Source organism: Streptomyces sp. NPDC048106 (assembly GCF_040706415.1).
Taxonomy (GTDB): Bacteria; Actinomycetota; Actinomycetes; order Streptomycetales; family Streptomycetaceae; genus Streptomyces.
This window is the reverse complement of record NZ_JBEZND010000058.1, coordinates 1-19,372: the sequence shown is the minus strand read 5'-3', so window position 1 is coordinate 19,372 and position 19,372 is coordinate 1. Positions and strand designations below refer to the sequence as shown.

Below are 19,372 nucleotides of genomic sequence, written 5' to 3'. Positions count from 1 at the left end.
CTGCCGCTGGAGTTGCCTGCCAGTCCTCACGGCCCCGGAGCCGGCCAGCGGCCGTGAGCGCGGCCGGACCACTGCCGCCTGAGGCGGTGGCCCCAGCTCTGGGTCACGGGGCACCTCGTGTCCCGCTCATCACGCGTACATCTAGCGTACCAATCGCGTACGAAAGACGCGTACGTCCTCGGCCAGGCAGCCGCGTAGTGGCGGCGATCGCGTCCTGGACCACACGACCCGCGGGTGCGTGTACCACCTGAAAGGCCCCACGCCATGGCGTACGCAAGCACCGGCGTCCAAGCCGTCCACCCCAACCAGTAGCCGTCAGCCGCCCGGCGGCAGCCCCCACGATCGTCGCGCTGGCCCGGGTCTGGCCGATCGCGACCTGGCAGCCTCGAAGGCCCGGTGCCGCTCTCGCCGGGAGCAGCACCGCTCGCACAGGGCGGGCGGGGCGTAGGGCAGGTGCCCTGCGGCCTCGCTGGCCGTGCCAGCGGGCACGGATGCACCGACCAGCCAACCTTGTTGACCGCTTTTGACCCCTGCATCTGGCACGGCTGTGGCACGGCGACCTCTTCGTCCCCAAACTGCTGAGACCTCAGTCCGGCAGGCAGGAGCGGAATCGGTGGAGCAGTTCAAGCGCGGCAAGGCTCTCTGCGTCGAAGGTCTGGCCTTGTTGTTCGACAGGAAGACCCGGCCCCCAGATACGGGCACCGTGACAGCGGAAGCAGAAGGCGATCTCGAAGAGCTGATCGGTGGAGCTGTGCGCCCGGATTCCCCAGCCTGGGAGGAAGCAGCGGTACAGCTCACTTCCTGGCAGGTCGGCGATCAGGGACAGGGCCTGCTGGGCTTGGTCTCCCTCCCAGATCGCGGCAGTGTCGCCGGCCAGGTCCTCCGAACTGAGATGCCTGACAGGGTCGGTGATGCGGACGACCTCGATGAGCTCGGTCTTCCCCTGGGTGAGCGGTAGCAGCATGCCCCCAGACTCTCCGATCGTGACGTCACTGACCAGGGACAGCCGCAGCGGGTACGGCGATGGCGGCGCCAGCGTTGGATGTCAGCGGAACAGCCCGGGCATCGGGCAGGCCTGCAACGGCTCCTCCGGCCGGTCGGCCCAGCGCCACCAGACGTGCCGAGTGGTACACCTCCACAGCGCCCGGCAGGCCCGCCGTTCATCGCCCTCCCGTTTGACGAGGATGAAGCCGCCGAACTTTATGGGCTGGCTGCACTCGGGACAGGCCGAGGCGTCTGGCATGTAGCGCACCCTAACGGAGCGACCGCTTCGTCCAACGCAACTTGGAAGAAGCCCTGACCTTGGGCTGGTCTGCCACTCACCTGCGCTGATCGTCCGCAACCGTCCGCGCTCGTCCGCCGATGTTCGTCGGCGTTGTCACACAGTTAGACACTCACCCCGCGAGTCCGGCCTACTTCTTGCGGTGCTTGCTCGCCTTCTTCTTCAGCTCGGCCTGGCCGCGCTTCGTCCAGTCACCTTGGTGTCGGTAGCAACGCGACGTGCCTTTCATCGTCTTGTTGCGGCAGCTGCCTCGGTCAGTCGGCCAGCCGCACTTTCCCCTGCTTCCACTCACCCATGGTCCCTCCCCCTCCCCTTGGCCCGCCTGGCATCCAGGCATCCAGGCATCCAGGCATCCAGCCTGAGTCACCTTGCCTACACAGGGCAGGGTGCATAGCCGGCGGCATGGAGTGAACCGGGCGTACGCAGGTGGGTACGTCGAGAAATGGAGCCTGGGAGGTGGGGCAGGTCACGCTGTCACCCGATCATGCAGCAGTCCCAGGCGACCCCCGTTCGGTGAACGGAGCCTACCGAAGGCCAACGTTGCCTGATGGGGCACTAGAGAGCACCCCGCGGCGTCCGCGCATGCCGATGCCACCGCCGGGCGGGCCGGCGGTGGCGTCGCGGTCAGACGGTGCCCGTCCGCCCCGGAGACGGCCGGCGACGGCCATCGCTTTTCAGGGGCGCTCGCGAGCGGCCGGTTCCGTGTCAGACCGCGGACCAGCCGTCGTCGACGGGCAGGATCGCGCCGTTGATGTTGCTCGCGGCCGGCGAGGCGAGGAACAGGATCGCCGCGGCCTGTTCCTCCGGGCGGGACACCCGGCCGAGGTTGGTGAAGTAGGGGCCGAGCTCCGCCGGGCCGTGCGCGGTCGGGTCGGCGTCCACCGTGATGGCGGTCGCGGTGCCGCCCGGGCAGATGGCGTTGGCGCGGATGCCGTTCTTGCGGTACATCACCGCCAGCGACTTCGTCAGCCCGACCACGCCGTGCTTGGACGCCGTGTACGCGGCGCCCGCCGCACTGCCGCGCAGGGAGGCCTCGGACGCGGTGTTCACGATGACGCCACGGCCCGCGGCCAGCATGTGCGGCAGCACCGCGCGGGCGAGGAGAAACGGTGCGGTCAGGTTGACCCTGATGACCCGCTCCCACTCGGCGTCGCTCACGTCGGCCAGGGCCGACATGCTGTCCATGATCCCGGCGTTGTTCACCAGGACATCCACGCCGCCGAACCGCTCGACAGCCGTCGCCGTGACCTGGTCCACGACGGTCTGCTCGCTCAGATCGCCCGTCACGGCCACCGCGACGCCGCCGGCCGCCTCGATCTCCTTGACGACCGTGCCGGCCCCCTCTGCGTTCAGGTCCGCCACCACCACGCGGTCGCCCTGACCCGCGAAGGCCAGCGCGGCCGCACGGCCTATGCCCGATCCCGCTCCGGTGACGATCACGCTGCGCCCGTTCACACCGTCGGTCATGAAGTACTCCATCCAAATTAATGTCTCTGAGTGACACAAAGTCTTGGTGGAGAATACCCACAACATCGATCAGCGGCACGGGAGGGGCGGATGAACACAGCCGGCGGACGGACGGGGCGACCGCCGCTGACCGAGGAACGCAAGGCCGCCATCAGGCTGGAGATCGCGCGTGCCGCGGTCGAACTGTTCATCGCCCAGGGCGTCGCCGCGACCACGGGGGAACAGATCGGGCACGCGGTCGGCATTTCGGCGCGGACCGTCTGGCGCTACTTCCCCACCAAGGAGAGCTGCGTACGGCCGCTGTTCTCGACCGGCATCGACGCGATCGCCGACGCGCTGCGGCAATGGCGTCCTCACCGACCGCTTCAGGAAGCCTTCGACCGCCTGTGGACCACCGACGCGCTCCTGCCCGGACCGGACATCGGCGCCCTGCTGCGGCTGACCCGGACCGAACCGGGCCTGCGCGCGGTCTGGTTGCAGACCCATGACGAGGCGGAACCCGCCTTCGCACGTGCCCTCGCCGAGCGCGCCGGGCTGCCTGACGACGACGCACGCCCGGCCATCTGGGCCGCCATGCTCAACGCCGCCTTGCGCGCGGCGGTCGAGCACCACGCCTACCGCACGGACGAGTCGGCCACCGACCCCGGGGCCGTCCGGGCCGATCTCGTGGCAGCCCTGCGTACCGCCGTGGCCCTCACGGCGGCCGGCCTCGCCTGAGCGGTGCCCTCCGTCGGCCGGCCGACGCCGTGAGGGGCACCGCCGCCGGACTCGCGGACCGACCGTCTCACTTGTGGGCGGCTTCCGGATTTGAGGGCGGCGGCCGGACTTGACGGTGGCGGCCGGACTCATGGGCGGCTGCCGACGCCGGGGCGGCTGACCGCACCGCAGGCCCGCGCCACGATCCGTCGCCGGCCGGCAGCCCCGGTCAGCAGCGGCCTTTCAGTCGAGCCAGCGGGCCTCGTCCCCGGCACGGACCCGGCCGGGCGCCTCGACCGCCGCGTACACACCGAAAGTGTTGCCGAGCTCGCGGGCGACCCAGCGCAGCACACCGCGGTCGTGCGGGACGCTCGGTGTCTCCTTGGTGATCACCACACAGCGGTCGCACCCTTCGGTGAAGCGCAGCCTCAGCTCGCCGATAGCCATCCGGCGGCCGATCCAGCCGTGCTCGGGGAACCCGTCCGACCCGTCGCCAGGGACGTCGTCGAGCACGATGCCGGGCCGGAACCGGCTGACGTCCATCGCGCTGTCCGGCACCGCCGCGGCGAGGCTGCGCAGAGCCGTCGACGTCAGTATGTGGAGCGCGGCGTGCGGCTGGTGCGCGCGGTGTTCGACGAGTGTGACCTCGGCCTGTACGGCGGCGCTGAGCCGAGCGGCGGCGTCAGACGCGTCGGAGCGGAACCGCCGACCGTCCGGCAGCACCAGCTCGGCCACGCCGGGCCCGACGCGGGCCGCCCGCACCCGCATGAGTGCCGGAACAGCGCCGGCCCAGGTGACCTCTCCCCGTTCGTCGTGGACCGCGATGTCCCGGTCGCCCTCGATCCCCAGCACACCGACCCGGGCGGCGGTCAGCCGCTCACCGCCCACGGACTTCACCGGATAACGCCACAACTGGCCGACCCGCATGCGTTCCCCCTCGGTCCGAGCGGTCCCGGCGGGCCGGCGACCGCGGCCGACGGGCACCGCGGTCAAGCACGGCAGGGATGATCATATCGAGGCGGAGGGGGTGCCCGCCGCCTATTCTCCGACGTGGACGACGTGACGGGTGGCTGCGGCGTCGAACGGGGCGGTTCCGGGTGAGCGCGCGGCACGGTCATCGCCGGGGCGTGACCGCGACCCGCCGCGGAGAACTCACCAGGCTCGAACGGCGCGAGGACCCCGCCCTGCCGTCGCGGAGCCGCGACGACGGCCCACCCCACCGGCGCATCGGAGCGACGACGCGTGGTGCGGGACATTAGCTCAACAGCGTCCGCCCCTGGTGACCTGGCAAATCACGGGTGACGCCGAAGGGCTGCACACCCGCACACTGTGGTCCCGCCCCCGGCACACCCCCTGGGCACAGCTCACCGCTTCCAGCTACACCGCCCGCGGCGAACTCGGTGCCCGAGGTCCGCGGACGTCGACGATCCTTTCGAGGACGTGGTCCTCGACGAGTGAACCCGCTGGCGTGATCGCCGGGCTGGCTCAGCCGCGGCAGATGAGCTCCGCTCCGGGGTGGGCGGTCAGCCGGGCCAGGGCGGGGCTGGGTCTTGCAGGATCCGGGCTGGTCCATTTCCCGATGTCAGACCACCCGCTGGGCGCCCGCGGCTCGGACGGTCTCGTTCACGAGGCCGGCAGCGCTTGGTACCAGGCTCCGAAGTCAGCCGCCGCGTCTGGGGGGAGCACGGCGATCGGACTGAACGCCGGCTTTGTCGTGAGCAGTGCGATGGAGCCGGCGTCCTGGTCGGCGAGCAGTTCCTGCGCAGCCGAGCTCCGGACCAGTCGACCGGTCCAGCACAGGAGGACGATGGTGCCTTCGCCGTCGCCGGATTCGACGACATCGGTCCGGCCTTGGAAGAACGGCCCGAGATCACGGCACAGGAACACAGTCCGTACGGACCCGCAGACGAGTTCAACTGCCGGCAGCAGGCGCCGCTTGCGGAACCCACCAGGCACTCTTACTGGTGCCGCGGTGAACCCGTCGTGCCGCCACCGCGCGTCCGGCACATCAGATGGCGCCTCAGATCGCGTGCCGCTCACCATGACGCCAGTATAAGGAGGGTCGGGTGCCGACGCGGTGACTGCCGCTCCATCTCCGGTCCCCGATCTCTGTCTTGAACTCCGGGGGAATGAGCGGCGAGGGCGCGGCCTCTTCTTCCCCATGCTCTCCATGATGGACATCATCCTTGCGGGGCCGATGCCCCTGATCAGGAGTGTCCGTCACAGCGGATCGAGCCCTGCCTGCTCCCGGCAGGCGTCGCCTTGCTGGTCGGCTCGGGGATGTGCATCCTGATCGGCGGCCACACCGAGACGAGCGAAGCCATCATGACCGCCTTCCTCGACTGGCTCCCGATCTGCGGCTCTCAGGCTCTTTCGGTGCTCTCCCGACGTCGCGGTCAGCTCCATGGCACCGCTTGCCCACCCGTTCGTCCTCGCCACCTGAGAACCCGGCGAACCTTCCCGGTCACGGCACCAGCACGACGGTCCGTTCCCTACCCGTTTCCCAGAGCACCTCGCCCTCCGACGGCGGCCGTTCGACGGCGCACGACTGTAGCGGCGTGATCGTCGTCGGCAGGGTACGGATCTTCGAGATGTCAGTTGTCGAGGTACCTCTTGAAGGTCTGTTCGCGCCGCTTCTGCTGGGCCTTGGTGATCGGGAGCGGTTCGCCCCGTTCGACAGTCCGGCGCAGCCGGACGGTCTGCGCGAGCAAGAGGGCGCCCGTCGCAAAGAACCCTGCACGCGCGCCTGCCGGGGGTGTGGTGCTGGCCCCGACGACGGTCGCCGTCGCCTCGGCCTTGAACTCCTGCGCAGCCCCAGTTCCCATGAGTGAAGCGACGCGGGAAACCGCAGGTATGGCCCGGTTCGACCGGACTCCGCAAATCGGGCACACGGCGCCGTCTGCGACGCATTGCGCATCAACCCGAACCATCTCGACGTCCACGTCCACCGACAGCTGGTCATTTTCGGGCGACTTCGCGTACGGCTCGAAGAGGGCTGGCTATCACTCAGAGTGGCCGTGTCACAGAAGTTGAGCCAGAGTCACGACTCGTGAACAAAGCCATCGGCGCCGGTACAGGGCGAACGGCGAAGGATCAGTGGCCAGTTCCTTGAAGACCTTGGCAGGGTCGGCGATCAGTCTGCGCTCCTCCAGGTCCAACGGGCCGCTGACGCCGCTCGGTTCGGCCGCGAGGGGGCCATCGGGCTCGTCGCTTCTCCTGGCGGATGGGGGCCGTCGTCTCCAGGATCACGAGCCCCATCCCGGTGCTCACCAGAACGGTCCGCGACACCCGGCGGCCTGGAGTAGCGACCAGCGGGCCTGCTCCTCGGGAAGCCCAGCGCGTCGGCCGGCCTTCTCCGCCATCAGATGCGGGTGCACGCCGCCCGGGAGAACGCGAAGCGGCGCGGAGGCCCGGGGGCCGCCGCGCCGCAGCGTGGTACTCAGCGAGTGGTGCTCAGGGAACGCGGATCAGGAGGTGACCGCGCAGGACACGGTTGGCCATGTCCAGGTGCCGTTTGTCATGATCGTCATACCCCAGTTGTTGCCGCTCCCGTTGGGGGTGGCCTCGAGGACCTGACTGCTCGGGTAGCTGGCGTTGACGTTCCACGTGGAGCTGATCTTCTCCGGCGACGGGACGTTGACCGTCACCTTCCAGTTGTTGGAGCCGGTGACCGAGACGTTCAGGTTGTAGCGGTCACTCCACTGCTGGCCGGCCGACAGCGTCGCGGTGCAGCTCCCGCCGCTGCCGCCGCCGCTGGGAGGCGGGGTCGTGCTGCCGCCGCCGCCGCTGCTGCCGCCACTGGTGACGGTGATGTTGGAGCTGCCGCTGCTCTGGTAGCCCTCGGTGGCCAGGATCTCGTAGTTCGGGGTGCCGAGGTTCAGGCCCAGGTTCTTCCAGGCGTTGAAGATGTTCGACACGGTGATGGTGCCACCGGTGCGCTTCGCCTGACGGACCGCCCAGTACTGGTCGAACGTTTGGGTGCCCTCGATGGACGGCGCGTTGACGCGGGTCGTCTTGTACAGGTCGTACGTGCTGCCGTCGCTGCTGACCGAGCCCAGCTTGGTCGCGCCCGAACTCGGGTTGTAGCTGCCGTAGTTGTCGACGATGTACCACTCGATCAGCGGGTTGGTGGTCCAGCCGTACAGCGACAGGTAGCAGTTGCCGTTGCAGTTCCACGTGCCCGAGTACGAAACGGTGTTGTTGTTGCCCGGGTTCCAGCCGGTGCCGGCGACCACGTTCTGCGAGCCCGTGTTCCAGGTCAGGCTGTAGTTGCTGCCCGAGCCCAGGGTCATGGTGGCGCCGCTGGACTGCTCCCAGAACGAGTAGAAGTAGCCGTTGTTGGTACCGGTGCTGTTCGAGGTGATCGTCGTGGCGGCCTGGGCCGAGCCGGGCGACGCGAAGGCGGCCAGGGCCGCCGCCGCCGTGAGGACGAGCCCGAGGATGGCGGCCACGAGGCCGCGTCTGCGGCCCATCTCGTGGGTCAGCGTACTCATTAGGGGTGTTTCCTCCTTGTGCGGGTGTGGAGGGCCTGCGGTGCGCCAGGCCCGGGTCACCACCGGCCGAGGACGGCCAGTGGCGACATGGGCATGACATGCCCGGTCGCCGAGAGAGCCGCGACCGGAAGCCGGGCCGGTGTGCGGCCCGGACCGCCGGCGACGGGCACCGGCGATGGCGAACAGTCTGGACGGCGCCCGACGAGTGTCAACAGTTTCGGTAGAAGTTTCGAAATCTTTCTGTCCGGTAAAATTCACCCGTCAGAGCGTTTCCAATGGTCAGAAGCTAGTTCCAGTGATTCCCCCGCCGAAATCTTCCGAGCCTGGTCCAAGAGTCACGCGCCCTACAGACCAGAGCGCGGTCCTGCGCTCGAAAGTTTCGGACCACAGTGCAGCTCGCGGATCAACGCCCCGCAGCCGAGGACGAGAAGTCGCAGCAGCGCCGTACCCAGGCCGACAAATGGGCGCTCAACCACGCGGCCGCCAAGCAGCACCTCATGCGCGCGGTCCCGCGCGAGGTGAAGGCCTCGGGCCGCATCACCGAGCCCGTCCGGGACTGGCTCGCCGGCGAGGACAGTGAACCGGACGCCCTCCCCGGCTCGGTCACCGACGCCCGCGACCGCCGCGACCGGGCGCTGCTCGGCATGGTCTTCCCCAAGGGGCTGGGGCACGGCCGCGAGGTGGCCCGGGTCCTCGGTGAGCCCGAGCGGTCTACGACAGCCGAGAGGAGAACGTCACCCTCCGGCTGCGCACACTTCTGGCCACCATCACCGAGGGTTACCGGACCGGCGGAGATGGAGTCCCCCGAGGGTGTCCGGATCGGACCCGGCTCCTACAAGCGCTTCTTGCAGGTTCCCTCGGCAGCCGACCTCGCCGCAGCGAAGTGAACATCTCAGGCCCCTGAGTGGTCGGCTCCGGAAGTCCTTAAGGGTTGGTCACGCTGCCAGCGCGGCGGAGGATTCTTCCTGGTGATCGGCGGTGTGCCGGTCGAGCCTGGCCAGCAGATCGTCCAGGTCGGTGGTGGTGAACCTCCACTGGAATGGCTGTGCCGCGGCGCTGTAGCGGTGTTCGAATGCTCGGAGCCGGTCTCGGAACTCGTCGAGGTCTCTTCTTGAGCCGGTGGCGCTCGGCAGCGGTCAGTTCCATGGGCACGGCGGAGCACACAGGCATGGAAGGAGGGCGGTCCATCTATGCGCGGTGGAGAACGAAGTGGCGGGGCCGGCTTCCCGCACGGGCGGTCGGCTCGCCAGGGCCACGGCTTGAGCATCGGGCCCGGTGAACCGTCCAGGTCAGAGCCGAATTACTCGTCAGGCGTTGGCGTGAACGCCGATACCGCCGGAGACGGTGAGGTTGTCGCCGGTGATGTAGCCGGCGGCGTCCGAGGCGAGGAAGGCCACGGCTTCGGCGATGTCGGCGGGAGCGCCGACGCGGCCGAGCGGGACGTCCCGGACCCAGGAGTCGATCATTTCCTGGGAGACACCCAACTTGCTGTAGACAGGGGTGTTGATGATTCCCGGGCTGACCGCGTTGACGCGGATGCGGCGGGGAGCGAGTTCGAGCGCGAGGGACCGCATGAGGGGCAGCAGAGCGCCCTTGGCCGCTGTCATCGCGGCCCCGAGCCCTTCGGCGGCGCCCACGGTGAACACGACCGAGGCGCCCTCGTTGAGGAGCGGCAGCGCCTTTTGCAGGGTGAAGAAGTTTCCCTTGACGTTGATGTCGAACAGGGCGTCGAAAGCGTCTTCGTCGGTTGACTCGATCGGGCCGGGGTGGGAGATGCCCGCGTTGAGGAAGAGCAGGTCGAGGGAGCCGAGTTGCCGGCGCGCCTGGTCCATCGCCTGGTCGATGTCCGGCAGGGACCGTGCGTCGGCCCGGACAGCCGTGACGTCTTCGGGAAGTCCGGCGACGGCGACATTGCCGAGGCCGGTGACCATGACGCGGTAGCCGCGGGAGTGGAGCAGTTCGGCGGTCGCCTTGCCGATGCCGCTGGTTCCACCGGTGATCAAAGCTGTGGGTGCAGACATGATGCGCTCCTTTGCGTGGCACTGGCAGCGTATGACAGTTTGGCAGCGACTGCCAACCGTGCTCTGACTGTCGATCTGGCAGCGCTCGGCTAATCTGGTGACATGAAGCAGGAAGCCAAGTCAGCGACGGGCGCACCGACCACGCTGTGGGACCGGACACGGCAGCTGGCTTCCCAGGAGATCCTCGAGACGGCGCTGCGCCTGTTCACCGAGCAGGGCTACGCCGAGACGACCATCGCCCAGATCGCCCGGGAGGCCGGCGTCTCCCAGCGCACCCTCTTCCGCTACTTCGGCACCAAGGAGGACCTTCTCGGCGGCGGCCAGGACCGGTTCGGACAGGTCCTGTTGGACACGATCAGCGAACAGCCCGCCGATGCCGGTGCCTGGGAGGTCCTGCGTGCAGGGGTTGCTGCCGTACTGGCCTTGCACGACAGCCGAGAACAGGCCCTGGAGCGGTTCCGCCTCCTGCACAACACCGCCTCGCTGCGTGCCGGTTGGCTCGAAAAGCGACTGCGGTTCCAGGAGAACCTGCTGCCGCTCATCGAGACCCGTATGGACGCAGCTACCGGCAACAAGGACGCGAAGGCCCGCGCGGTGATCGCGACGGCGTTCGCGTGCCTGGATGCCGCATCGATGACGTGGGTCGACAACGACGGCAAGGGCGAAATCATGGACCTGTACGACGAGTGCATGGCTACGGTGCGCGGCTGACCCGCAGCGGCGAACCAGCCCGGAAACCGTGGACGGAATTCTTGACCATGCGTCGTCCGACATGGTGTTTCTTTCCCAACGCCCTGATAATGGGTGCGGAGCCCGCGTAGGCCTTGAGGGAACGAGCGACTGCGATCCTCTCCGAGTTCGGAGAGGATGCGTGCGCCGAGCTGCGCGGCCGGTGCCGCGGAAGGACAGCAGGATCTTCGTAGCGCGGTCGCGCCTGCTTACGAAAGAAGCGCACCTCGCCGCGGCCTGTGACCGCACGGCCTCCCTCTCCCCGGACTGTCGCTGGGTCGATCCTCCGCCGCCCGGAAACCCTGGGCGAGACCGAAAGCTCCAGCTCAAGCCGCCCGGGCCCATTGCCCCGTACTGGACGCCTCACCCGGCACATGCTCCTTCGCGACCGTGATCACAAAGTGCCAGGGCGAGCGTCTACCGGACTGGCTCGACGCCGTCCGGTAAGACGAGCTGCCCAGCCTCCACGCCCTCGCCGCGGGCATAGACCGCGACCGCGCCACCGTCATCGCCGACTCTCACCCTGCTCTGAAGATCGGGCGCGGTCGAAGGACACGTCACCCCGATCAAGATGCCCAAGCGCCAGATGTTTGGCCGCGCCGGATTTCAACTGCTGCGCAAGCGGGTTCTCCTCGCACCGTACCGGCCAGTGCCAGGATCGGCACGGACATACGATCGGGGCCGTGACGATCACATACGAGTGGCGGGGTGACTTCGACAACGCCTCCCTCAACGAGCTACACGCCGACGGCTTCGGCCACCCTGTCGCGCAGACCGACTGGCGAGAACGACTGCAGCGCCACAGCCTCGGCTGGGTCTGCGCATGGGAAGACGGCTCTCTGATCGGCTTCGTCAACGTTGTCTGGGACGGCGGAGCTCATGCCTTCATCCTCGATACAGTGGTCGCGCAGCATTGCCGGTCGAGAGGAGTCGGCGCCGCGCTCGTCGCAACTGCCGTCGAAGAAGCCCGTGTCGCGAAGTGCGAGTGGCTTCACGTCGACTTCGAGGAGCACCTGCGTCCGTTCTATTTCAATGGCTGTGGCTTCAAGGAAACGGCTGCCGGACTGATTGCCCTATAGCGCGGTGGGTCAAGCCTTGGTCTGGTACACGGAATCTCAGAAGCCACGCGCGAGCTGGTCACAGCGGATGGGGTTCCCGGCTGCCCTCGCTAGGAATTGTCTTCAAATGTCCCGCCCACATCAGGAGCGATGCGAGGGTGACGGCTGCTTGGTGGGACTGGACGGTCTTGTCGTAGCGGGTGGCGATCCCTCGCCACTGTTTCAAGCGGTTGAAGCAGCGCTCGACCACGTTGCGCCGCCTGCAGAGGTACTTGTCGAAGGCCGGCGGGCGCCCGCCGTGATGGCCGCGCCGGAGCCGGTTGCGCCGATGACGTGCTCGGGCCGGATGCGGGGCCCTCCCGGCCCGAGGCAAGGCACCCGCATCGCGTCCATCACGGCGGTGAACCGGTGGGTAATAGTCAAGATCCACAGCTCACAACGAGCCCCCTCCCCTCACCTGGCCGTCGGCACCACTTTCTCGGTGGTGAGGACCTGCCGGGAGGCATGGATGAACTGGTTGCCGTCGTAGAAGGCCTCGGTGACGGCGGGACGACTGAGGAAGCGTGTCAGGCTGGCGGTCAGCCCGTAGGCGCCGACGTTGGGGACGCACAGCAGGTCGCCCTCACGCGGTTGCTGCAGTGACGCTCGTACCGAGAGGCGGTCGAGGGGGGTGCACAGGGGGCCGACCACGTCGGCGGTGACCGGTTCGCGGTCGTCGTCGGCGGAGAGGTTCAAGAACCCGGTGGCCGGGCGGAGAACTCGGCCGAGGCCGCTCATGCCGCCCAGCACGTTGATGCCGGCGTCCAGCACGACGACCACGCCCCCCGGGCGACGCTTGACATCGAGCACCGTGGTGAGCAGGTGACCGGCCGAGGCGGCGAGCCGCCGGCCTGACTCGAAGAACACCTGAGGGCTCGCGCCCGCGTTCCAGGTGGACAGGAGCTTCTCCAGTTCCGGGCGCAGGTCGGCCAGTTCGGCGCCCGTACCAGCCGTTGCATAGGGCCAGGGGAAGCCACCGCCCAGGTCGACGACGTCGAGTGGGACACCCGTCGCCCGGCTGACCTCCTCCACGGTGTCCTTGGCCGTGGCAAAGGCCTCCACCAGAGCTGCCCTGTCCGGCAGTTGGGACCCGAGGTAGACATGAAAGCCGCGCAGGTCGAGGTTGTCCGGCACGTCTGCGCACGCGTGGAGCGCGTCCTCGGGTGTGAACCCGAACTGCCGGCCGTCCCCCATGGACAGGGCCGCCTGGCTCCCGGTGGGTGGCTGCAGCCTGAGTAGCACCTGTGCCCGAGTGCGCCTCGCGGCAGCCGCCCGGCCGAGGCGCCTGAGTTCGGTGGCCGACTCGCAGGAGAACGAGACGGCGCCGTGTGCCAGCGCCTCCGTCAGTTCCGCGAGCGACTTGCCGGGGCCTGTGTACAGAATCTCCTGCGGACGGTGTCCGGCTTCGAGGGCCACGCTCAGCTCCTCGGGCGAGGAGACCTCGGCACGGCACCCGGCCTCTCGCAGTGCGGTCACGACCGACGGGTGGGGATTCGCCTTCAGCGAGTAGTAGAGCCCTGCGGAGTCGGGCAGTTGCGACCGCAGATCCTTTGCAGAACGCCGCAGTTCGGCCAGGTCGTACACATAGACGGGAGTGCCGAAGCGTTCAGCGGCCTCGCGGAGAACGTCGTTGATCACGTCGCGGCGTCCGTTCCTCGTTGGATATCTGCTGCGGAGCGGCCAACCCCGTGGGCGACGAGCCAGGTTAGGTCGTCCGTCGGCCAACTCGCTGTCCCCGGCGGATGCTTGCGACGGCCGAGACGTGCCCATACTGTACTCCCGTTCGTATGTGCGAGAAGGTTCTCCCGAGATCACCCCGTGAGCGGTTGCCTCAGGGCGTCGGCTGCAGGGCGATCAGGGCGAATCCTGAGAAGCGGGGGGGCTCTTGAGCGGCGCAGACGCAACTGATCCGGCCATTGCGGAACGGCTGCGGGACACCTTGAACAGTCACTTGCGGAACGTGCCGCCGGACGTCGAGTGGGCCACGGTGCGCCTGCCCGACATCGGGCTCGACTCGATGTCCGCGATCGAGCTGGTCCTCACCATCGAGGAGCGCTTCGGCGTGCAGTTCCCCGACGAACTCCTGGTGAGAGAGACCTTCGAGTCGTTGGCTTCTCTGGAGTCGGCGGTCCGCTCCATGCTCAGCAGCACTCCTGACGCCGCTCTCTGACCGCGCGCGTTCCGCGACCGTGCAGATCGCCGATCGCGCGATCCGTCATCTCGAAGCAACGGGGGATACACCGCCGATGGCCTCTGGCATACCCACATTCCAGGAATTCGTTCGTCCCGTGCTCATGCAGGACGAGGTATCGGACCACGAGTCGACGCCGCTGAGCCGGTTGGCCGCAGGCGACTACGCGATCCTGGCCTGGCTGGACCGGGTCGGCGACGGCCTGCCCGCCAGCGTAGAGGCGGATCTGGTGGCCAGCTGGGACAAACTCACGCTGCGCGACGTCTACCTGATGGTCCACCCCACGGCAGAGGGAGCCGACTCCTGATGACACCCACCACTGCCCTCGAACTCCCTTCCGTGAGCGCGCTGTTCCAGGCCGAGATCGAGCGCGGCATCGAGACGGGGGTGCAGCTCTCCGTCTCCTGCCGCGGGCAGGTGGTCGACCTCGCCGTCGGGGACAACGGGGACGGCCATCCCATGGTCCTGGACACCTTCGTCCCCTGGACGTGTTCCTCGAAGCCGCTCGGCGCGCTCGCCTTCGCCCAGGCCTGGGAGGCCGGAGCCGTGGACCTCGACACCCCGGTGTCGAAGGTGCTCCCGGAGTTCACCGGCGGCGGCAAGGAACGCGTCCGCGTACGGGACCTGCTCACCCACGCGGTGGGCGTCGCCGACCCGGTGATGGCCATCGACACCGGCGGCACCGACCTCGGCGACTTCGCGTGGTCGGACATCGACGCGCTGATCTGGGCGGTCATATGCGATGCCCCTGCCGGACCGCTGCCCGGCAGCACCATGGTCTACAACCCGGTGACCACCTGGTTCCTGCTGGACCGAGTGCTCAACACCCTCAACGGCGGCCAGTCCGGTGACAGTTACCGCGGCTTGCTCCAGCGGCTCGGGCTCACGGCCACCCTGGGCCTCGACCCGGATCTCCCCGAGCACCTTCGGGCCAAGGTGACCGCCCCTCCGGGCGAGGAGGAGGGCCTGCGCTACATGGAGCTGGCCAGTGCGCTCCCCCTTCCCGGGGTCGGCGTGTGGGGCCACATGCGGGACCTGCGCGTGGTCGGTGAGGTGCTGTTGTCGAAGGGGCTGCATCAGGGCGTCCCGCTGCTGCGGCCTTCGACGGTGGAGGCCCTGACGGCCACCCACTGGCCCGGCTCCCCGGACCGGTCCATCTGCGACACCGACTTCCCCTACGGCCTCGGGATCATGACGCAGCCCGCCATCTTCGGGCGCCGGACTTCGGCCCGGACCTTCGGCCACGCCGGCGGAAACACCTCCGTGCTGCTGGTGGATCCGCTGTTCGACCTGGTCGTGGCGGTGTACTGGAACGGCCGGCTCGACGACGTCAAGACCTTCGCCCGCCGCTACGCGCTCGTCCGGGCCCTCTACGACGATCTGGGCCTCCCCCGCCTGCCGCGCGCGGGCCGGAGCGCCGCGACCGCCGGCACGGAAACGGAGTAGGAACGACGATGGGCAACTCCCGTACCCGGGCCATGGTCGACCGACTTCCCGGGCCCACCCTGTGGGATCACCGCCGCTACATCAAGGCCATGTTGGGCAAGCCTTATGACGCGTTGGTCGAACTGCACCGCAGCTACGGGCCCGTCTGCAAGTTCGGCGTCGGCGGTCAGCAGTACGTGCTGCTGTTCGGCGCCGAGGCGAACCAGTTGCTGCTGACGGACTCCCCGCGCAATCCCAAGTTCCTCTCCCGTGACGTGCTGACCCTGCTGATCCCGGTGGTCGGCGCCAACGCGATGGTCGTCAGCGACGGGGAGGACCACCGCCGGCGCAGGGCGCTGGTCCGTCCCGCCTTCACCCGCAAGCGCATCGAGGGCTACGTCCCCACGATGGTGGAGGAGATCCACCTCATGATCGGCGGGTGGGGCTCCGGCCGCACCGTGGACGCCTTCGCGGACGTACGCTCGTGCATCCGGCGCATCGCGATCCGCTCGCTCTTCGGGGATCGGCTGAAGGAGCACACCGATGAGATCGGCCACGAACTGCAGACCGCGCTGAACTACATCAACCGGTCGCCGTTCCTGCGCTTCGACCACGATCTGCCGGGCACCGCCTACCGCCGGGCCATGGCGGCACGCGAGCGCGTCGACCGGTACGTACGGGCCGAAATCGCCAAACGGCGGGCCGAGCCCAACGACCAGGGCGACGTCCTGGACGCCCTCCTCGAGTCGTACTTCGAGGGTGACCAGCTCGCCGACCTTGAGGTGCGCGACCAGGTCATCAGCCTTATCGCCTCGGGCTACGACTCCAGCAGTTCGGCGGCGGGCTGGGCGGTGTACGCCCTGCTCAAGCACCCCGAGGTGCTGCGCCGGGTCCGGGAGGAGGTGGAGCGGGTCGCGGGCGACGAGCCGCTGACGGCCGAACTGATCCGTGGCATGCGCTACGTCGGCTGGACGGTCTCGGAGACCCTGCGCCTGTACACGCCGGGTGTGCTGACCGGCCGGACGACGGTCGAGGACTTCGAGTTCGCGGGGCACCTGATACCCGCCGGGGCGAAGGTGCTCTACTCGCAGTACGTCACCCATCGCATGCCCGAACTGTGGCCCGATCCACTGGAGTTCCGTCCGGAGCGGTGGGACGAGGACGCCCCCGACCATCACGACCCGGTGCCCTACAGCTTCGTCCCGTTCGGCGGGGGCTACCGCAAGTGCATCGGATACGCCTTCGCCGAGCTGGAAATGAAGGTGCTGATCACGGAGTTGGCGCGGCGCGTCGACTTCGACCTGGCGACCGACTTCGTCCCGCCCACGGGAGTCGCCACGATGTGGCCGGACGGCGGCGTACCGGTGGCGGTGCGCGAGGTCAGGCCCCAGGTCGCGGTGCACGGTTGACATGGACCGAGCCGAGCGAAGGGGATCTCTCGTGCCGTCGTGGCCGCTGTCGCTGAATTTCATCGTGCCCCCGCACTCCGCGCAGTTCGGTTTCGGCGGCATCCTCGAACCCGAGGTATACCTGGAGCGGCTCGGGCTCTTCATGGGCGCCGCCGAGGAGATCGGGCTGACCGGGGCGTTCGTCTATGACTTCCCGGTCGCTCTGGACCCCTGGCTCGCCGCCTTCGACGTACTGGCGGGATCGCGCGCGCTCGAACCGATCGTCGCTGTCCGCCCCCATCAGGAGAGCCCGGAGTCGGTGGCGCGCCGGGTCGCCGACCTCGGGTACCGGTTCCGGCGGCCGACGCACGTCAACGTCGTGGCGGGCGCCACACGTTCCTCGCGCGCCGACGATCGAGGGGACAAGGTCACCGCGCGTGCCGAACTCGGCCGTTTCGCCAACCAGTTGAAGGCCGAGCTGGAACGGCGCAGCGACCCTGCCGTGGGGCGGTCGCTGATCCTGACACCGGCATCCTCCACCCCCGGCCTGGTGCCGGCTGACGGGGTGCTGATGATGGCCAGGCCGCGTCCCCTCCTCGCCGAGGGCATCGAACGGGCCCGCAAGGAACAGCAGGTGGAGCGGATTTCCATGCTGGTCGGGTTCGTGGTGCGGGACACCGAGGAAGAGGCCTGGGAGGCCGCCGCGCGGCTGAGCGTGCCGGACCGGCGCCAGCAGGTCGCCGGGCGCATGTTCATGGCTCAGGTCGTCTCCAGCGAGCATGCCGTCAGTTACGGGCTCGCCGAGAAGAGCGAGCTGCACGACGAACGCCTGTGGTACGGGGCGCCGGCCCGGGGCATCGATGCTCCGAAGTTGGTCGGCTCCGTGGCACAGGTGGCGGCATGGCTCGCCTCGTGCCGGGAGCTGGGGGTCACCGACCTGATCGTCGACCTGCCCAACGATGCGGCCGAGTACGCCTTCACGGGGCGTGTCCTGCGGGCGTGCGGTCTGGCCGCAGGTGTACCGAACGGGCCGGAGGCGGACGCCCCGCGCGGAAACTGAGCGGGCGACGACGGGGGGAAGGGAAGACATGCCGGGAGCACGCCGGAGCGCGGCGGCCTCCCCTCCTGAACGGCTCCGCGTCTTGGTGGGGCCGGGACATGAGGGTGCTCAGCGCGAACGGGCAGCGCGGGATCGCCAGATGCTGGAAGCCGCGATGTCGGCAGGTCGTCAACTGGCGCCGGGAGCACCCGCGGACGGCCAGGAGGAGGCGGCGCGCTGGCTGCGGCGGGAGGCCGCCGGCTGGCTGGCCGCCCTGCGGGCCGCCGCGGCGGCGGACGCTCATCCACGGGTCATGGAGGCGGCGGAGTCGCTGCGTTGGGCCGCCGGCTGGTGGTCCGACGAGGGCCTGTGGGACGAGGTCTTCGACTTGGGTCGGCAGGCCGCACGGCGACTTGAGGACCTGAGGGCGGAGGCGGCCTTCCTCAACGACGCCGCACGGCACCACCTCGTCGACCCGAGGCGCCACCAGCAGGCCCGGGTCTGCGCGGCAGCGGCGGTCGTCTGCGCGGACCGGGTCGGCGACGCGGAGCAGGCCGCCTGGGGGCGGCTGCACGCAGCCATGGCCGTGTCCCTCACCGACCGCGACCTGGCCGTCGCCCAGGCCCACCGCGCCGCGGCGCGGTTCGAGAGCCTGGGGCACCCGGAGGGAACGCTGCGCGCGCTGGCGGTCGCCGCGCGCACGCTGAGCAGCGCCGGTCGTCACGAAGAAGCCCGCACGTACCTGCGGCGGCTGCGGGTCCTGTGTTCGGGCCCCCTCGCCGACGGTCGACTGCGCCGCTTGGTCGCCTCGACGCTCGCCTGGACCTGTCTGCTGGACGGGGAGGCACTGGCTGTCGACGGGCGGTGGGAGGACGCCGAGTACGTCTATCGCCAGGGGCTCGCGGACCTGGGGCCGACAGCGACCGCAGGGGCCGAGGTACTGCTGTGTCTGGGACTCGCCGGTGTCCTGCGGCGCCGCCCCGAGGGTGCGTCCCAAGGGGCGGCGCTGTTGCGCCGGGCGCTCGACACGGCCCGACAGGCGCAGGACGTTCAGTGCATGACGCGCGTGTTGCGTGCCCTGGACGACTGGGCCGTCACCGCGCGTTGAAGTACTTCGCCTCCGGATGGTGGATGACGATCGCGTCCGTGGACTGTTCGGGGTGGAGCTGGAACTCCTCCGACAGGTGGACGCCGATCCGCTCGGGCTGGAGGAGTTCGGCTATCTTGGCGCGGTCCTCCAGGTCGGGGCAGGCACCGTAGCCGAGGGAGAAGCGGGCGCCCCGGTACTTCAGGGCGAACATGTCCTCGACATCGGCCGGGTCCTCGCCGCCGAAGCCGAGTTCGGAACGCACCCTGGCGTGCCAGTACTCGGCGAGCGCCTCGGCCAACTGGACGGACAGGCCGTGGAGTTCGAGGTAGTCGCGGTAGGCGTTGGCCTCGAAGAGCTTCGCCGTCTCCTCGCCGATGCGGGAGCCGACGGTGACGACCTGGAAGCCGACGACGTCGGTCTCGCCGGACTCCTCCGGGCGGAAGAAGTCGGCCAG

The 19,372-nt window shown here is 69.1% G+C and carries 21 protein-coding genes and 2 pseudogenes; 11 read left to right on the top strand and 12 right to left on the bottom strand.

The window, feature by feature from the left end:
- Positions 1-586 precede the first annotated feature (586 nt).
- The 3 genes from AB0927_RS37335 to AB0927_RS37325 form a co-directional block, all read right to left on the bottom strand.
- Positions 587-964, bottom strand: a complete 378-nt coding sequence (locus tag AB0927_RS37335; protein ID WP_366672284.1) for a hypothetical protein — start codon at positions 962-964, stop codon at positions 587-589.
- Positions 965-1,045: 81 nt separating this feature from the next.
- Complete coding sequence (locus AB0927_RS37330; protein ID WP_366672283.1) at positions 1,046-1,243, bottom strand: dehydrogenase; 198 nt, start codon at positions 1,241-1,243, stop codon at positions 1,046-1,048.
- Positions 1,244-1,987: 744 nt separating this feature from the next.
- The gene (locus AB0927_RS37325) at positions 1,988-2,749 is read right to left on the bottom strand and encodes an SDR family NAD(P)-dependent oxidoreductase (RefSeq protein WP_366672282.1); all 762 of its coding nucleotides are present in this window, start codon (positions 2,747-2,749) and stop codon (positions 1,988-1,990) included.
- Between the two features lie 90 nt (positions 2,750-2,839).
- On the opposite strand from AB0927_RS37325, the gene AB0927_RS37320 reads away from it, so the two are divergent.
- Positions 2,840-3,466 (top strand): helix-turn-helix domain-containing protein, encoded by a 627-nt coding sequence (locus tag AB0927_RS37320; RefSeq protein ID WP_366672281.1) that lies wholly within the window; start codon positions 2,840-2,842, stop codon positions 3,464-3,466.
- A gap of 222 nt (positions 3,467-3,688) precedes the next feature.
- Here the strand turns inward: AB0927_RS37320 and AB0927_RS37315 are convergent, their stop codons facing one another.
- The 4 genes from AB0927_RS37315 to AB0927_RS37300 form a co-directional block, all read right to left on the bottom strand.
- Positions 3,689-4,372 carry an MOSC N-terminal beta barrel domain-containing protein gene (locus AB0927_RS37315; protein WP_366672280.1) on the bottom strand — a complete coding sequence of 228 codons (684 nt, stop codon included), beginning with the start codon at positions 4,370-4,372 and terminating at the stop codon, positions 3,689-3,691.
- A gap of 696 nt (positions 4,373-5,068) precedes the next feature.
- On the bottom strand, positions 5,069-5,488 hold the full coding sequence (locus AB0927_RS37310; RefSeq protein WP_366672279.1) for a hypothetical protein: 420 nt from the start codon (positions 5,486-5,488) through the stop codon (positions 5,069-5,071).
- A 551-nt stretch (positions 5,489-6,039) separates the two neighbouring features.
- The gene (locus AB0927_RS37305; RefSeq protein ID WP_366672278.1) at positions 6,040-6,270 is read right to left on the bottom strand and encodes a hypothetical protein; all 231 of its coding nucleotides are present in this window, start codon (positions 6,268-6,270) and stop codon (positions 6,040-6,042) included.
- A 642-nt stretch (positions 6,271-6,912) separates the two neighbouring features.
- Entirely contained in the window at positions 6,913-7,917 is a 1,005-nt protein-coding gene (locus tag AB0927_RS37300) for a glycoside hydrolase family 11 protein (protein WP_366672305.1), read from the bottom strand.
- Between the two features lie 410 nt (positions 7,918-8,327).
- Between AB0927_RS37300 and AB0927_RS37295 the strand changes: the two genes are divergently transcribed.
- Positions 8,328-8,825, top strand: coding sequence for a hypothetical protein (locus tag AB0927_RS37295; protein WP_366672277.1), 498 nt, complete (start codon positions 8,328-8,330; stop codon positions 8,823-8,825).
- An 81-nt stretch (positions 8,826-8,906) separates the two neighbouring features.
- Entirely contained in the window at positions 8,907-9,053 is a 147-nt protein-coding gene (locus tag AB0927_RS37290) for a hypothetical protein (RefSeq protein WP_366672276.1), read from the top strand.
- 192 nt (positions 9,054-9,245) lie between these two features.
- On the opposite strand, the gene AB0927_RS37285 is transcribed toward AB0927_RS37290, so the two are convergent.
- On the bottom strand, positions 9,246-9,959 hold the full coding sequence (locus AB0927_RS37285; RefSeq protein ID WP_366672275.1) for an SDR family oxidoreductase: 714 nt from the start codon (positions 9,957-9,959) through the stop codon (positions 9,246-9,248).
- 102 nt (positions 9,960-10,061) lie between these two features.
- On the opposite strand from AB0927_RS37285, the gene AB0927_RS37280 reads away from it, so the two are divergent.
- The gene (locus AB0927_RS37280; protein ID WP_366672274.1) at positions 10,062-10,670 is read left to right on the top strand and encodes a helix-turn-helix domain-containing protein; all 609 of its coding nucleotides are present in this window, start codon (positions 10,062-10,064) and stop codon (positions 10,668-10,670) included.
- Positions 10,671-10,704: 34 nt separating this feature from the next.
- On the opposite strand, the pseudogene AB0927_RS37275 reads toward AB0927_RS37280, so the two are convergent.
- A pseudogene (locus AB0927_RS37275) lies at positions 10,705-10,880 on the bottom strand (transposase); the annotation flags it as partial.
- A 491-nt stretch (positions 10,881-11,371) separates the two neighbouring features.
- Here AB0927_RS37275 and AB0927_RS37270 point away from each other — a divergent pair.
- Positions 11,372-11,767, top strand: coding sequence for a GNAT family N-acetyltransferase (locus AB0927_RS37270; protein WP_366672273.1), 396 nt, complete (start codon positions 11,372-11,374; stop codon positions 11,765-11,767).
- 58 nt (positions 11,768-11,825) lie between these two features.
- On the opposite strand, the pseudogene AB0927_RS37265 reads toward AB0927_RS37270, so the two are convergent.
- Positions 11,826-12,056 (bottom strand): annotated as a pseudogene (locus AB0927_RS37265) (transposase); the annotation flags it as partial.
- A gap of 143 nt (positions 12,057-12,199) precedes the next feature.
- Positions 12,200-13,423: an alanine racemase gene (locus AB0927_RS37260; protein ID WP_366672272.1), complete on the bottom strand. Its 1,224-nt coding sequence runs from the start codon at positions 13,421-13,423 to the stop codon at positions 12,200-12,202.
- 247 nt (positions 13,424-13,670) lie between these two features.
- On the opposite strand from AB0927_RS37260, the gene AB0927_RS37255 reads away from it, so the two are divergent.
- The 6 genes from AB0927_RS37255 to AB0927_RS37230 all read left to right on the top strand — a co-directional run bounded on the left by AB0927_RS37255 (position 13,671) and on the right by AB0927_RS37230 (position 18,936).
- Positions 13,671-13,955, top strand: coding sequence for a phosphopantetheine-binding protein (locus tag AB0927_RS37255; protein ID WP_366672271.1), 285 nt, complete (start codon positions 13,671-13,673; stop codon positions 13,953-13,955).
- A gap of 19 nt (positions 13,956-13,974) precedes the next feature.
- The gene (locus AB0927_RS37250; protein WP_366672270.1) at positions 13,975-14,283 is read left to right on the top strand and encodes a hypothetical protein; all 309 of its coding nucleotides are present in this window, start codon (positions 13,975-13,977) and stop codon (positions 14,281-14,283) included.
- Complete coding sequence (locus tag AB0927_RS37245; RefSeq protein ID WP_366672269.1) at positions 14,283-15,422, top strand: serine hydrolase domain-containing protein; 1,140 nt, start codon at positions 14,283-14,285, stop codon at positions 15,420-15,422. The genes AB0927_RS37250 and AB0927_RS37245 overlap by 1 nt, the downstream gene beginning before the upstream one ends.
- Positions 15,423-15,430: 8 nt before the next feature.
- Entirely contained in the window at positions 15,431-16,810 is a 1,380-nt protein-coding gene (locus tag AB0927_RS37240; protein WP_366672268.1) for a cytochrome P450, read from the top strand.
- A 31-nt stretch (positions 16,811-16,841) separates the two neighbouring features.
- Positions 16,842-17,849, top strand: coding sequence for an LLM class flavin-dependent oxidoreductase (locus tag AB0927_RS37235; RefSeq protein ID WP_366672267.1), 1,008 nt, complete (start codon positions 16,842-16,844; stop codon positions 17,847-17,849).
- Positions 17,850-17,988: 139 nt separating this feature from the next.
- Entirely contained in the window at positions 17,989-18,936 is a 948-nt protein-coding gene (locus tag AB0927_RS37230; RefSeq protein WP_366672266.1) for a hypothetical protein, read from the top strand.
- On the opposite strand, the gene AB0927_RS37225 is transcribed toward AB0927_RS37230, so the two are convergent.
- Positions 18,923-19,372 (bottom strand): vitamin B12 dependent-methionine synthase activation domain-containing protein (locus tag AB0927_RS37225; protein WP_366672265.1); only part of this gene is annotated, 450 nt, incomplete at its 5' end. The two genes, AB0927_RS37230 and AB0927_RS37225, sit on opposite strands and share 14 nt — an antisense overlap.

Bases quoted from the DNA above. Each gene is read 5' to 3' on its own strand.
- AB0927_RS37305 (WP_366672278.1), bottom strand. From the start codon at position 6,270: ATGGGAACTGGGGCTGCGCAGGAGTTCAAGGCCGAGGCGACGGCGACC.
- AB0927_RS37315 (WP_366672280.1), bottom strand. From the start codon at position 4,372: ATGCGGGTCGGCCAGTTGTGGCGTTATCCGGTGAAGTCCGTGGGCGGT.
- AB0927_RS37320 (WP_366672281.1), top strand. From the start codon at position 2,840: ATGAACACAGCCGGCGGACGGACGGGGCGACCGCCGCTGACCGAGGAA.
- AB0927_RS37240 (WP_366672268.1), top strand. From the start codon at position 15,431: ATGGGCAACTCCCGTACCCGGGCCATGGTCGACCGACTTCCCGGGCCC.
- AB0927_RS37300 (WP_366672305.1), bottom strand. From the start codon at position 7,917: ATGGGCCGCAGACGCGGCCTCGTGGCCGCCATCCTCGGGCTCGTCCTC.
- AB0927_RS37310 (WP_366672279.1), bottom strand. From the start codon at position 5,488: ATGGTGAGCGGCACGCGATCTGAGGCGCCATCTGATGTGCCGGACGCG.
- AB0927_RS37325 (WP_366672282.1), bottom strand. From the start codon at position 2,749: ATGACCGACGGTGTGAACGGGCGCAGCGTGATCGTCACCGGAGCGGGA.
- AB0927_RS37280 (WP_366672274.1), top strand. From the start codon at position 10,062: ATGAAGCAGGAAGCCAAGTCAGCGACGGGCGCACCGACCACGCTGTGG.
- AB0927_RS37330 (WP_366672283.1), bottom strand. From the start codon at position 1,243: ATGCCAGACGCCTCGGCCTGTCCCGAGTGCAGCCAGCCCATAAAGTTC.
- AB0927_RS37230 (WP_366672266.1), top strand. From the start codon at position 17,989: ATGCTGGAAGCCGCGATGTCGGCAGGTCGTCAACTGGCGCCGGGAGCA.
- AB0927_RS37285 (WP_366672275.1), bottom strand. From the start codon at position 9,959: ATGTCTGCACCCACAGCTTTGATCACCGGTGGAACCAGCGGCATCGGC.
- AB0927_RS37335 (WP_366672284.1), bottom strand. From the start codon at position 964: ATGCTGCTACCGCTCACCCAGGGGAAGACCGAGCTCATCGAGGTCGTC.
- AB0927_RS37245 (WP_366672269.1), top strand. From the start codon at position 14,283: ATGACACCCACCACTGCCCTCGAACTCCCTTCCGTGAGCGCGCTGTTC.